This window comes from Pseudomonas sp. S2_B10 (assembly GCF_054668425.1).
This window is the reverse complement of sequence record NZ_CP162768.1, coordinates 2,039,214-2,051,656: the sequence shown is the minus strand read 5'-3', so window position 1 is coordinate 2,051,656 and position 12,443 is coordinate 2,039,214. Positions and strand designations below refer to the sequence as shown.

Annotated in this window: 15 protein-coding genes; 10 read left to right on the top strand and 5 right to left on the bottom strand. The window is 58.8% G+C overall.

What is annotated here, in order from left to right:
- Positions 1–128 precede the first annotated feature (128 nt).
- On the top strand, positions 129–449 hold the full coding sequence (locus AB4O45_RS09140) for a PA4575 family protein (protein ID WP_016773114.1): 321 nt from the start codon (positions 129–131) through the stop codon (positions 447–449).
- Here AB4O45_RS09140 and AB4O45_RS09135 read toward each other — a convergent pair.
- On the bottom strand, positions 446–2,275 hold the full coding sequence (locus tag AB4O45_RS09135; RefSeq protein WP_460161325.1) for a hypothetical protein: 1,830 nt from the start codon (positions 2,273–2,275) through the stop codon (positions 446–448). The genes AB4O45_RS09140 and AB4O45_RS09135 overlap by 4 nt on opposite strands.
- Positions 2,276–2,435: 160 nt before the next feature.
- On the opposite strand from AB4O45_RS09135, the gene AB4O45_RS09130 reads away from it, so the two are divergent.
- From AB4O45_RS09130 to AB4O45_RS09120, 3 genes are all read left to right on the top strand, one after another.
- The gene (locus AB4O45_RS09130) at positions 2,436–2,924 is read left to right on the top strand and encodes a TIGR00645 family protein (RefSeq protein WP_016773116.1); all 489 of its coding nucleotides are present in this window, start codon (positions 2,436–2,438) and stop codon (positions 2,922–2,924) included.
- Between the two features lie 130 nt (positions 2,925–3,054).
- A complete protein-coding gene (locus AB4O45_RS09125; protein ID WP_150638478.1) occupies positions 3,055–3,360 on the top strand; it encodes a DUF6482 family protein in 306 nt (101 codons plus the stop codon).
- Positions 3,361–3,480: 120 nt separating this feature from the next.
- Positions 3,481–4,098, top strand: coding sequence for an FKBP-type peptidyl-prolyl cis-trans isomerase (locus AB4O45_RS09120; RefSeq protein WP_039761705.1), 618 nt, complete (start codon positions 3,481–3,483; stop codon positions 4,096–4,098).
- Between the two features lie 139 nt (positions 4,099–4,237).
- Here the strand turns inward: AB4O45_RS09120 and AB4O45_RS09115 are convergent, their stop codons facing one another.
- The 3 genes from AB4O45_RS09115 to AB4O45_RS09105 all read right to left on the bottom strand — a co-directional run bounded on the left by AB4O45_RS09115 (position 4,238) and on the right by AB4O45_RS09105 (position 6,191).
- Positions 4,238–4,495 (bottom strand): PA4570 family protein, encoded by a 258-nt coding sequence (locus tag AB4O45_RS09115; RefSeq protein ID WP_016773118.1) that lies wholly within the window; start codon positions 4,493–4,495, stop codon positions 4,238–4,240.
- A 204-nt stretch (positions 4,496–4,699) separates the two neighbouring features.
- Complete coding sequence (locus AB4O45_RS09110; protein WP_016773119.1) at positions 4,700–5,041, bottom strand: zinc ribbon domain-containing protein YjdM; 342 nt, start codon at positions 5,039–5,041, stop codon at positions 4,700–4,702.
- Between the two features lie 181 nt (positions 5,042–5,222).
- Complete coding sequence (locus AB4O45_RS09105; protein ID WP_016773120.1) at positions 5,223–6,191, bottom strand: polyprenyl synthetase family protein; 969 nt, start codon at positions 6,189–6,191, stop codon at positions 5,223–5,225.
- A 241-nt stretch (positions 6,192–6,432) separates the two neighbouring features.
- Between AB4O45_RS09105 and rplU the strand changes: the two genes are divergently transcribed.
- The 5 genes from rplU (at position 6,433) to AB4O45_RS09080 (ending at position 10,188) form a co-directional block, all read left to right on the top strand.
- A complete protein-coding gene (gene rplU / locus AB4O45_RS09100) occupies positions 6,433–6,744 on the top strand; it encodes a 50S ribosomal protein L21 (RefSeq protein WP_007924746.1) in 312 nt (103 codons plus the stop codon).
- A gap of 35 nt (positions 6,745–6,779) precedes the next feature.
- The gene (rpmA, locus tag AB4O45_RS09095) at positions 6,780–7,037 is read left to right on the top strand and encodes a 50S ribosomal protein L27 (protein WP_016773121.1); all 258 of its coding nucleotides are present in this window, start codon (positions 6,780–6,782) and stop codon (positions 7,035–7,037) included.
- Positions 7,038–7,230: 193 nt separating this feature from the next.
- Positions 7,231–8,454 (top strand): Obg family GTPase CgtA, encoded by a 1,224-nt coding sequence (gene cgtA / locus AB4O45_RS09090; RefSeq protein WP_016773122.1) that lies wholly within the window; start codon positions 7,231–7,233, stop codon positions 8,452–8,454.
- Positions 8,455–8,591: 137 nt separating this feature from the next.
- Positions 8,592–9,710 (top strand): glutamate 5-kinase, encoded by a 1,119-nt coding sequence (gene proB / locus AB4O45_RS09085; RefSeq protein WP_039761700.1) that lies wholly within the window; start codon positions 8,592–8,594, stop codon positions 9,708–9,710.
- A gap of 10 nt (positions 9,711–9,720) precedes the next feature.
- Positions 9,721–10,188: a CreA family protein gene (locus tag AB4O45_RS09080; protein ID WP_041477794.1), complete on the top strand. Its 468-nt coding sequence runs from the start codon at positions 9,721–9,723 to the stop codon at positions 10,186–10,188.
- A gap of 185 nt (positions 10,189–10,373) precedes the next feature.
- On the opposite strand, the gene rpsT is transcribed toward AB4O45_RS09080, so the two are convergent.
- Positions 10,374–10,646 (bottom strand): 30S ribosomal protein S20, encoded by a 273-nt coding sequence (rpsT, locus tag AB4O45_RS09075; protein WP_003228351.1) that lies wholly within the window; start codon positions 10,644–10,646, stop codon positions 10,374–10,376.
- Positions 10,647–10,898: 252 nt separating this feature from the next.
- Between rpsT and murJ the strand changes: the two genes are divergently transcribed.
- Positions 10,899–12,437, top strand: a complete 1,539-nt coding sequence (gene murJ, locus AB4O45_RS09070; RefSeq protein WP_016773124.1) for a murein biosynthesis integral membrane protein MurJ — start codon at positions 10,899–10,901, stop codon at positions 12,435–12,437.
- Positions 12,438–12,443: the final 6 nt, after the last annotated feature.

Below are 12,443 nucleotides of genomic sequence, written 5' to 3'. Positions count from 1 at the left end.
TTCTGGTTCCATTTGGCTTGCGCAGGACACTTTTCTTCTATTCTCAGGTCAAGGATATCGACAGTATCACTGGATCGAGCCAGTCCTCCCATGGGGGCTGAATACCGGCTTTACCGAGGGTCGCCGCCATGTCGCGCAACCTCTGTCTCACCCGTCAATGCCTGGGTCTGGTGACCCGGATCGAATGCGCCGTCAAGCCGCTGGCCGGCGACAACGGCATGTGGACGCTGCTCTTCGCGGCCGGCATGGCCGGCGAACAACCTTCCGCGATCAAAGCCCAAGGCCCGTTCCATGGCCCGGTGGCGGCCGAGTCGATTCTCGACACCATCGTTGAAAGCCTGACCTTGCATGGTTACGAACTGGCCGATGATCCGCAGATCTGGAGCCTGCACCTGCAAGCGCAGTTGCGGCAGATCAACGGCGGTCGTGGGCGCAGCCTCAACGGTTAAGGCGCCGTTTCGTCCACCGGCGCCTTGTCGAGCTTGACCTCAAAGCCGTATTGCACGGTGGCGAGGTCGGTGCGCTGATAGGTCTCCACGCGAGTCGGGCGACCATAAAAGTAGTGCACGCCAAGCAGCGCCGGGCCTTCGGTGCTGGCGTCGTGGCTGACCGAAAGAATCTGCTTGAGGTAGTGGCCACTGTCGTCCTTGACGAAGAAACGCCATTCGTTGGCCGGGAAGGTTTTCAGGTCGACCACCAGCGTGTTGTCCTTGATCGCCAGGCCTTTGGGCAATGACTGCGCGTCGTAGGATTGCTTGACCACAGTCGCCAGAAACAACGGCATCGAACCCACGGCAATCGCCGGGGTTTCCGGAAACAGGTTCAGATCATATGTAATCGTCGCTTGCAGCGGATCGACCTGATACGCCTCGGGCGGCAGTTCGATCGGCTCGTCGAGTTTGCCGCCGCGCTTTTCCGTGAAGAAAGTCACCGGGCTGACGCCGGGATTGAGTTGGTCGCCAAGCAATTCGTCATTGAAGGTGCGGCGGTGGGAAAACTCGATACGCGCCGCGCTCGGCTCTTCCACCGATTGATGAATGCGCACGCCGGCCTTCAATTGTTCCTCGGTCAGGTCCGCGCCTTTGAGCCAGTTGGCGGCGAGATCGTCATACACCACAACTGGCAGGTCCAGCGCCTGCACGGCTTTGGCCGTGGTGTGCGGATTGAAGGTGCGCACCGGCAGGTCCAGGGATTTGCGCGTCACTGTTGCCGAGGAGAAGTCGAGCACACTGACTTCCAGTGTGTCGATCGGGCCGTGGAAATAGACTTTGTTGTAGCGGCGCGGGTGGTCTTTCTCGAAGGCTTGCTGGTCGTCGCTGAGCTGTTTTTCCAGGGTGTCGCTCCAGCTCTTCTGCTTCTGTAACTGCGTCAGTTGCTTCTGGTAGAACGCGACCTGCTCCGGGCTTTCGTTGATCGAGCCGGCGCGCACCAGATATTGGCCGCTGGCGTCGCGGGCCTGGACGATCAGCGGATTGATCCGGGTTTCGGTCACTTCTGCCGCGAGCGGCAGGCTGTTGCTGACTTCGACCTCGGCGTAATTTTTTTCCAGCCTGAGCAGTTTGACGCTGAGGTTGTCGTTGCTGCGGGTCTGGCCGACGTCTTTCTGCGTCAGGTCGAAACTGTACAAGCGACGGGGCGCAATGACCTCGACCTGGCCTTGCAGGCTGACCGGTTGCGGCAGGCTTTTTTTGTCGACGTTGAGGCCATCGATGAACGGGTAGGTCACCGTCAGGTCATCGGGGTTGGTCACGTTGGAGCTGGACGGGCTGAGCTGAATGCCGGGGTCGGTTTCCGACCACTCCGGCTGCCAGGTGATCACGCGTTTGTTGCTCAACGTCACCGAGTGCCACTCGATGCCGTGCGGGAATAGAAAACCGCCGGGAATGTTCAGGTTGAACGGGAATACCGGCTGCAGATCGGTGAGGTAATCCGAGCTGGCGTCCTTGTGCAGCACGAACAGGCCATTGATGAAGGTATCGACCAGCGCCTGCGGGGTAGGGTAGTGCTTGAGCACGGCGAGGGCGTCGGCGCCATATTCGGTGTGCGGCGCGATGTCGTCGAGCTTGAGCCGGGCGCGTTCGAGCAACAGCAGCGAACCGCCGAGTTCGGTAATGGCGTCCTTGAGCTTGGGATCACTGATCGTGTCCAGTGACTGTTCGAAGGTGGCGGTCTTTTCGTCGAGGTTGGCGACTTGTTTTTCATCGCCGGGCGAGCAACCGCCGATGAGCAAGGCGAGGCAGATTCCGGCAGTCGTCAAGGCTGATCGCACATCCATTTCCACGCGTCCTGTCCACTGTCATTGGGCTGTCAATGCTTTGGACACTAGCAGAAAAACTTTGTCACACACACGCAGGTTGCGGATTTTCCGGCGGTTTCTGGCTGTCACAGCGGGCTGCTATACTCGCCGCCATTTCCAGCCCCTTGTGTGAGAGTCAATGGAACGCTTTATCGAAAATGCAATGTACGCCACCCGCTGGCTGCTGGCGCCGATCTATATCGGCCTGTCCCTCGGTCTGCTGGCGCTGGCATTGAAGTTCTTCCAGGAAATCATCCATATCCTGCCCAACGTCTTCGCCATGGCTGAATCGGATCTGATTCTGGTGCTGCTGTCGCTGATCGACATGGCGCTGGTGGGCGGTCTGCTGGTGATGGTGATGATTTCCGGCTACGAGAACTTCGTCTCGCAACTGGACATCGACGAAGGCAAAGAGAAGCTCAGCTGGCTGGGCACCATGGACTCGTCGTCGCTGAAGATGAAAGTCGCGGCGTCGATCGTGGCGATTTCTTCGATCCACCTGCTGCGCATCTTCATGGATGCGAAGAACGTCGATCCTGAGCATCTGATGTGGTACGTGATCATTCACATGACTTTTGTGGTGTCCGCGTTTGCCATGGGTTACCTGGACAAGGTCACCAAGCACTGATCAGCCGATCAAGGCAAAAGAGCCGCCCGTCTGTTGCGAAACAGACGGGCGGTTTAGTTTGTGGCTTGTGCTTTCAAGCGCACCGGCCTATCCCTGTAACGGTGTGATTCGCCATGTGTGAGGTGCTTCCATGAACCTGCAAGAGTTGAACGCGTTTGCTGTTGCCAGGAAGGTCGATGAGTTGAACCTGATCTCGATGGAGGGTGGCATTTACCTGTTGGAAGCGAGGATGCATGGGGCGGCGTATCCGTTGAGCGATCTCAAGGGCAACATGCTGACGCTGCGCTCAGTGGAGCACGCGCGGGATCTGCTGCATGCCTTTCCGGTACTGCCCTTCAATCTTGTGCACACCTCGGTCCACGACGAAATGTGTGGCCTGGTCGGTGACCTCGATGAAAGCCTGAAAGTGCCGCTCGCCTGGCGTTCGGCCCTGTAGCCCCGGCCCCAAGTCCGGGGTATCTGTGCTAGTCTGCTCGCCCTTTTGGTTCCGGGCGCGCCGGGACGCGCTGTGCACGCACGGCAAGTCCTGTGGCCGTCCGCACAGCGGAGCAGTGTCATGTCCGAAGTAAATCTGTCCACCGACGAAACCCGCGTCAGCTACGGTATCGGCCGTCAACTCGGCGACCAGCTGCGCGACAACCCGCCACCGGGTGTCAGCCTGGACGCGATCCTGGCCGGTCTGACCGACGCTTTCGCCGGCAAGCCAAGCCGTGTTGGCCAGGAAGAAATGTCCGCCAGCTTCAAGGTGATCCGCGAGATCATGCAAGCCGAAGCAGCGGCCAAGGCTGAAGCCGCGGCTGGCGAAGGCCTGGCCTTCCTCGCCGAAAACGCCAAGCGTGACGGCATCACCACTCTGGCCTCCGGCCTGCAATTCGAAGTGCTGACTCAGGGCGAAGGCGCCAAGCCGACCCGTGAAGACCAGGTACGTACGCATTACCACGGCACCCTGATCGACGGCACTGTGTTCGACAGCTCCTACGAGCGCGGCCAGCCTGCAGAATTCCCGGTTGGCGGCGTGATCGCTGGCTGGACCGAAGCCCTGCAACTGATGAATGCCGGCAGCAAATGGCGCCTGTACGTGCCGAGCGAACTGGCTTACGGCGCACAAGGCGTGGGCAGCATCCCGCCGCACAGCGTTCTGGTATTCGACGTCGAGCTGCTGGACGTTCTGTAATACCGAGCCTGCCTAGATGGCGGGCTAAAAAATGTGGGAGCGAGCTCGCTCGCGAAGGCGGTTTTTCAGTCGACTCATTCGTTGACTGATTTATCGCTTTCGCGAGCAAGCTCGCTCCCACAGGTTTTTTTAATGCTGCTCATATTTCGATCTTGTTGTGCAGCTCATTGGTCGGGCGCAACGCCCGGGCATAGCAGAACAGGAACAGATTGCGCACCAGCTCCTTGAGCACCAGCGGCTCGCTGGAGTTGAGGCTGCTGACGTCCAGATCACCTTGATCCTGCAGCTCATGCAAGGCTTCTTCTTCAAGCACCGCACAGACTTCGCCGGTTTCTCGATGGAGGATTCTGAGGTACGGGTGTGGGCGATCCAGCCAGGCGTCGATCAAATAAGTCATGGGTCTCATCTCCTTGAAAGGTTTCAATGAGAATAATTCTTATTCATTAAATAGCAAGTGCCTATTGGCGGATCGTGGATTTTTCCGGGTAAAGGTTGTGTCAGGTCAAAATGGCTGGCTGATGGCCATGCGCGAATTCATTGAGCTGGAGCGGGGAGGGCAAAGCTCCATCCCACGACTGGCGCGGGATGGCTGACGCAAGGCTCAGACTTTTCTGACGAACTCGGATTTGAGCTTCATCGGGCCGATGCCGTCGATCTTGCAGTCGATGTCATGATCGCCGTCGCACAGGCGGATGTTCTTGACCTTGGTGCCGACCTTGACCACCAGCGACGTGCCTTTGACCTTGAGGTCCTTGATCACGGTGATGGTGTCGCCGTCCTGCAGGACGTTGCCGACCGAATCTTTCTTCACGGCATCATCGGCCGCCACTTCGGCTTCGCCGCTGGCAGACCACTCGTGGGCGCACTCGGGGCAGACCAGTTGGGTGCCGTCTTCGTAGGTATACTCGGAATTGCATTTCGGGCAGGGTGGCAACGTGCTCACTAAGGTTCCTTGGGTATCAGGAGGACTAAAGGGCGCACATTGTATAGGGTTTTACGCGGAGGAGGGCATAGCGCAGAAACAACTGTGGGAGCGAGCCTGCTCGCGAAAGCGCTGTGTCAGTCAACATTGAGTCGATTGGCAGATTGCTTTCGCGAGCAGGCTCGCTCCCACAGGGGATGAATCAGTGCGTGCGGGCTACCGCGAACTCGCTCAATTCAACCAGCGCATCGCGGTATTCGCTGGCCGGCAGCGCCTCGAGGCACTTGATCGCGCGGGCCACGTAATCGCGGGCCAGTTGCGCGGTGTACTCCAGCGAGCCGGACGCTTCGACGGCGATGCGGATGCTTTCCAGGTCTTCGATCCCGCCTTTCTGGATCGCCTGACGCACCAGTGCCGCCTGCTCGGCCGTACCTTCGCGCATGGTGTAGATCAGCGGCAGGGTCGGTTTGCCTTCGGCCAGATCGTCGCCGACGTTCTTGCCCAGGGTTTCCGCGTCGCCTTTATAGTCGAGCAAGTCATCAACCAGCTGGAACGCCACACCCAGGTGATCGCCGAACGTGCGCAGGGCTTCACTCTGCTCGGCGGTCGCGCCAGCCAGGGCGGCGGCGCTGTGGGTCGAGGCTTCGAAGAGCATCGCGGTCTTGCCGCGGATGACTTCCATGTAGGTTTCTTCGCTGGTGCTGGCGTCACGCACCTTGGACAGCTGCAACACTTCGCCTTCAGCGATGATGCGCGTGGCCTGGGAGAGAATCTTCATCACCGGCATCGAGCCCAGTTCGACCATCATTTCGAACGAGCGCGAATACAGGAAGTCGCCGACCAGCACGCTCGGGGCATTGCCCCACATGGCGTTGGCGGTCGAGCGGCCACGGCGCATGCCGGACATGTCGACGACGTCGTCATGCAGCAAGGTCGCGGTGTGCAGGAATTCGATGGTGGCGGCCAGCAGGCGCATGTCGTCGCCTTCGCGACCCAGGGCCTTGCCACACAGCAACACTAATAAAGGACGCAGGCGTTTGCCGCCGGCCGACGTGATGTAATCGCCGATTTTCGATACCAGCGGCACTCGAGACGTCAGCTGCTTCTTGATGATGCCGTCGACGGCGCTAAAATCGTCCGCCACCGCGCGGTAGAAAGCTTGGGGTTGCATCAGCGAGAGTCGCTCCAGAAGGGTTGCGCGGCATGCTAGGACCCCCGTCCAGACCTGTCAAGGCGCGATGGACGGCCACTTGCGCGAGGCAGATTGCTTGCGTACAATCGCGCACCCTGAACTTCCTGGGCAGCACCTGCCTTACGCAATTGCACTTGGGCCGTTCCAGCCCCATGCAGCCATGCCAGCCAATACCTCTTCTTATAAAGAGCTGGGTGAGCAGGATTATCGGAGAAATACCATGTACGCAGTAATCGTTACCGGCGGTAAGCAATACAAGGTCGCTGAAGGTGAATACCTGAAGATCGAAAAACTGGAAATCGCTACTGGCGAATCCGTGACTTTTGATCGCGTTCTGCTGGTCGCCAACGGCGACGACGTGAACATCGGCGCACCAGTTGTTGCTGGCGCAACCGTCAAGGCTGAAGTGATCTCCCAAGGTCGTCACGATAAAGTCCGCATCATCAAGTTCCGTCGCCGTAAGCACCACATGAAGCGTATGGGCCACCGCCAGTGGTTCACCGAGATCAAAATCACCGGTATTCAGGCTTAATTACAGCCTAATTCCTCACTAGGAGAATTGAACTCATGGCACACAAAAAAGCTGGTGGTAGTACCCGTAACGGTCGCGACTCAGAAGCCAAACGCCTTGGCGTGAAGATGTATGGCGGCCAGGTCATCAAGGCCGGCAACATCATCGTGCGTCAGCGCGGCACCCAATTCCACGCTGGCTACGGCGTTGGCATGGGCAAGGATCACACTCTCTTCGCTAAAATCGAAGGCGTGATCAAGTTCGAAGTAAAGGGCGCCTTCGGTCGTCGTTACGTGAGCGTAATCGCGGCTTAATCGCGAGATCGCTGGAGAAGCCCTGTCTTGCGACGGGGCTTTTTCGTTTGTGGGGTGAGTCTCTTGCAAAGCTGTTTGTATGGGCTGTCGGCGTGCGATGCAGGTCGTGTCTTGGGGTCGCTGCGCTCATTTTTGCAAGAGTCTTATGTCTTGATTGTTTTTCGGCTCGTCCGTACGGCGAGAGGCGTTGGTTATGAAGTTTGTTGATGAAGTATCGATTCGCGTAAAGGCCGGTGACGGTGGCAACGGTGCCATGAGTTTCCGCCGGGAAAAATTCATTGAAAACGGCGGCCCGAACGGCGGTGATGGCGGTGACGGCGGTTCCATCTACATGATGGCCGACGAAAACCTCAATACCCTGGTCGACTACCGTTACACCCGTCACTTCGATGCCGAGCGTGGCTCCAACGGTGGCAGCACCGACTGCACCGGCAAGAAGGGCGAAGACCTGATCCTGCGCGTGCCGGTCGGCACTACCGTGATCGACTCCGCCACCCAGGAAGTCATCGGCGACCTGACCAAGGCTGGTCAGAAACTGATGGTAGTGCAGGGCGGCTGGCACGGTCTGGGTAACACCCGTTTCAAATCCAGTACCAACCGTGCGCCGCGTCAGACTACGCCAGGCAAGCCGGGCGAGCAGCGTGACCTGAAACTGGAAATGAAAGTGCTGGCCGACGTCGGTCTGCTGGGCTTGCCGAACGCCGGTAAAAGTACCTTTATCCGTTCGGTCTCGGCCGCCAAGCCGAAAGTCGCCGACTACCCGTTCACCACACTGGTGCCGAACCTGGGTGTGGTCAGCGTCGATCGCTGGAAAAGCTTCGTCATTGCCGACATTCCGGGCTTGATCGAAGGCGCTTCCGATGGTGCCGGCCTGGGTATTCGCTTCCTCAAGCACCTGGCGCGTACGCGTCTGCTGCTGCACCTCGTCGACATGGCGCCGCTGGATGATTCCAGTGCTCCGGACGCAGCTGAAGTGATCGTCAACGAGCTGATCAAGTTCAGCCCGTCGCTGGCCGAGCGTGATCGCTGGCTGGTGCTGAACAAGTGCGATCAGATCCTTGAAGAAGAGCACGATGCTCGCGTCAAGGAAATCGTCGATCGCCTGGAATGGACTGGTCCGGTGTACGTGATCTCGGCCATCGCCAAGATCGGTACCGAGCGTCTGTGCCACGACATCATGCGTTACATGGAAGACCGTGCCGATCGCCTCGCCGCAGACCCTGCGTACAAGGAAGAGCTGGCCGATCTCGATCAGCGCATCGAAGACGAAGCCCGTGCGCAGTTGCAGGCGCTGGACGACAAGCGTGCCCTGCGTCGCAGTGGCGTGAAGTCGGTCCATGACATCGGCGACGATGACTGGGACGAAGAAGATGTGGATGACGAAGACGGTCCGGAAATCATTTACGTGCGTGACTGATCCGTTGCGATAAACTTGAACGCCGCTCAATCGAGCGGCGTTTTAGTATCCGGAAATCGATCGTTGGTCAGCAATCGCCACGATTAACGTCACGGGCAGTGCCAGGTCGCGCTGCCCTCAAGCTAAGGTTGAAGATGATGCGGAGCAAGGTGACAGGTGCGCAGCGTTGGGTCGTGAAGATCGGCAGCGCTTTGCTGACAGCTGACGGCAAAGGGCTGGATCGCGCGGCAATGAGTGTCTGGGTCGAGCAGATGGTGGCGCTGCATGAGGCGGGCGTCGAGCTGGTGCTGGTGTCCTCCGGGGCGGTAGCGGCCGGCATGAGTCGCTTGGGCTGGACCGCACGACCCAGTGCCATGCACGAGCTCCAGGCGGCCGCTGCAATCGGTCAGATGGGGTTGGTGCAGGCGTGGGAGTCGAGCTTCGCCGAGCATGGCCGGCACACTGCACAGATTCTCCTGACCCACGACGACCTGTCCGACCGCAAGCGCTACCTCAATGCCCGAAGCACCTTGCGTGCACTGGTCGAGCTGAAAGTCATTCCGGTGATCAACGAAAACGACACTGTGGTCACCGATGAAATCCGTTTCGGCGACAACGACACGCTGGCGGCGCTGGTGGCCAATCTGGTCGAGGCCGATCTGCTGGTGATCCTCACTGATCGCGACGGCATGTTCGACGCCGATCCGCGCAACAATCCCGATGCGCAGCTGATTTATGAAGCGCGCGCCGATGATCCGACGCTCGATGCGGTTGCAGGTGGTACCGGCGGTGCGCTGGGGCGTGGCGGCATGCAGACCAAGTTGCGTGCGGCACGCCTGGCAGCGCGTTCCGGTGCGCACACCATCATCGTTGGCGGGCGGCTTGAGCGTGTGCTTGATCGTCTCAAGGCGGGCGAGCGCATCGGCACGCTGCTATCGCCGGAGCGTGGCATGCTTGCGGCGCGCAAGCAGTGGCTGGCCGGTCATCTGCAAACCCGTGGCACTCTGGTGCTGGATGAGGGGGCGGTGTCGGCGTTGTCCAAGGGCAACAAAAGTCTGCTGCCGGTGGGGGTGAAACTGGTTCAAGGCAGTTTCCGTCGCGGTGAGATGGTCGTCTGTGTGGCGCCGGACGGTCGGGAGATCGCTCGGGGTCTGGCCAATTACAGCGCTCTGGAAGCGCAAAAAATCATCGGTCAGTCGTCGGATGCGATTGTCGGTTTGCTCGGTTACATGGCGGAGCCGGAACTGGTTCACCGTGACAACCTGATTCTGGTCTAAGGAAAATTCGATGCGTGTAGCGAAAGGATTGTTGGGCCTGCTGATGGCCATGCCATTGCTGGTCTCGGCCGAGGAAATCGGTCAGGTGTCGACGGTGTTCAAGTTTGTCGGGCCGAATGACCGGATCGTGGTCGAGGCCTTCGACGATCCGAAAGTCGAGGGCGTGACCTGCTACCTGTCTCGCGCCAAGACCGGCGGAGTGAAGGGTGGTCTGGGTCTGGCGGAGGATCGCGCCGAAGCCTCGATTGCCTGTCGTCAGGTCGGGCCGATCAAGTTCAAGGGTGAGTTGAAGGACGGCGACGAGGTGTTCAAGGAGCGCACCTCGCTGGTGTTCAAGACCATGCAGGTGGTGCGTTTCCTCGACAAGAAGCGCAACACGCTGGTGTATCTGGTCTACAGCGATCGCTTGATCGAGGGTAGTCCGCAGAATGCGGTCACGGCCATCCCGATCCTGCCGTGGGTGCCGGTCCAGCAATAAGCGCCACCAATCCGAACTGTGGGGGCGAGCCTGCTCGCGAAGAGGTCATGTCGGTCGATAGAAATATCAACTGGCAGATCGCATTCGCAAGCGGGCTCGCTCCCACAGTTTTTTTGCCTGTAGCTTGTTAAATCACAGGCAATAAAAAACCGACCCTGAGGTCGGTTTTTTAATGACTACGTCGATTAAGCGGCTTCTTTCAGCGCTTTGACGTGGCCATTCAGACGGCTCTTATGACGAGCAGCCTTGTTCTTGTGGATGATGCCTTTATCGGCCATACGGTCGATAACTGGCACAGCCAGAACGTATGCAGCTTGAGCTTTTTCAGCGTCTTTTGCGTCGATGGCCTTAACTACATTCTTGATGTAGGTACGAACCATGGAACGCAGGCTGGCGTTGTGGCTGCGACGCTTCTCAGCCTGTTTTGCACGTTTTTTGGCGGAAGGTGAGTTGGCCACCGTCGAGCTCCTCGAAAGACTTTTTAGGAAATAGCAAACAAAATAGGCCGCGAATCATGCCGATGAAGACTTGTCTTGTCAAGGGCACTTGAATCGTTCCGCTAAGTGGTAGGTATAAAGAGGCGGGATATTTATTTCCGGCGCTTGACCTGTAAACTCGCGAGCTTTGGCTCTGTGCTGTTGCGGCGCGGAGTATCGCACAAGTAGGCGCATTGTTCGCCTGCTGTTTATCGACAGGCACAAACTCTCTCAATGAATCTGCTCAAATCGTTGGCCGCCGTCAGCTCTATCACGATGCTTTCCCGGATTCTGGGTTTTGTTCGTGACACGCTGATCGCGCGGACATTCGGCGCCGGGATGGCCACGGATGCCTTCTTTATTGCTTTCAAACTGCCCAACCTGCTGCGGCGCATCTTTGCCGAAGGGGCTTTCTCCCAGGCGTTCGTGCCGATCCTTGCCGAATATAAAAGCCAGCAGGGCGAAGAGGCGACGCGCACCTTTATTGCCTATGTGTCGGGCCTGCTGACGCTGGTGTTGGCGGTAGTGACGGCGCTGGGCATGATCGCTGCGCCCTGGGTGATCTGGGCCACAGCGCCCGGTTTTACCGATACCCCGGAAAAATTCCAGCTCACCTCCGATCTGTTGCGGGTGACCTTTCCTTATATATTGCTGATCTCGCTGTCGTCGCTGGCCGGCGCGATTCTGAATACCTGGAACCGCTTCTCGGTGCCGGCCTTCGTACCGACTCTGCTCAACGTCAGCATGATCGTGTTTTCGCTGTTCCTCACGCCGTATTTCGATCCACCGGTCATGGCTCTTGGCTGGGCGGTGCTGGTAGGCGGTCTGGCGCAGTTGCTGTATCAGCTGCCGCACCTGAAAAAGATCGGCATGCTCGTGCTGCCACGCCTGAACCTGCGCGACAGCGGCGTGTGGCGGGTGATGAAGCAGATGCTGCCGGCGATTCTCGGCGTGTCGGTGAGTCAGATTTCATTGATCATCAACACCATTTTCGCCTCGTTTCTGGTCGCAGGTTCGGTGTCGTGGATGTATTACGCTGACCGTTTGATGGAATTGCCGTCGGGCGTATTGGGCGTGGCGCTCGGCACGATTCTTCTGCCAACGCTGGCCAAGACCTACGCCAGCAAGGATCGCCACGAATACTCGCGGATCCTCGATTGGGGGCTGCGCCTGTGCTTTGTGCTGGTGTTGCCGTGCGCGCTGGCACTGGGGATTCTTGCCGAGCCGCTGACTGTTTCGTTGTTCCAGTACGGTCAGTTCAGTGGCTTTGATGCCGAGATGACCCAGCGCGCGCTGATTGCCTATTCGGTCGGCCTGCTCGGGATTATCGTAATCAAAGTGCTGGCGCCGGGCTTTTATGCGCAACAGAACATTCGCACCCCGGTGAAAATCGCAATTTTCACGCTGGTCTGCACGCAGTTGTTCAACCTGGCACTGATCGGGCCGCTGGCCCACGCCGGCCTTGCCTTGGCGATCAGTGCCGGTGCTTGCCTGAACGCCGGGCTGCTGTTCTACCAACTGCGCAAGCAAAAGATGTATCAACCGCAACCGGGCTGGGGCAAATTCGGCTTCAAGCTGGTCGTTGCGGTGACCGTGATGTCGGCGGTGTTGCTGGCCGGCATGCATTTCATGCCCGCGTGGGATGAGGGGCATATGCTCGAGCGCTTCCTGCGTCTGGGCGCGCTGGTAGTTGCTGGCGTGGTGGCGTATTTCGGTATGTTGCTGTTGCTGGGTTTCCGCCTGCGAGACTTCAATCGCAAGGCCTTGAGCTGAGGTTTC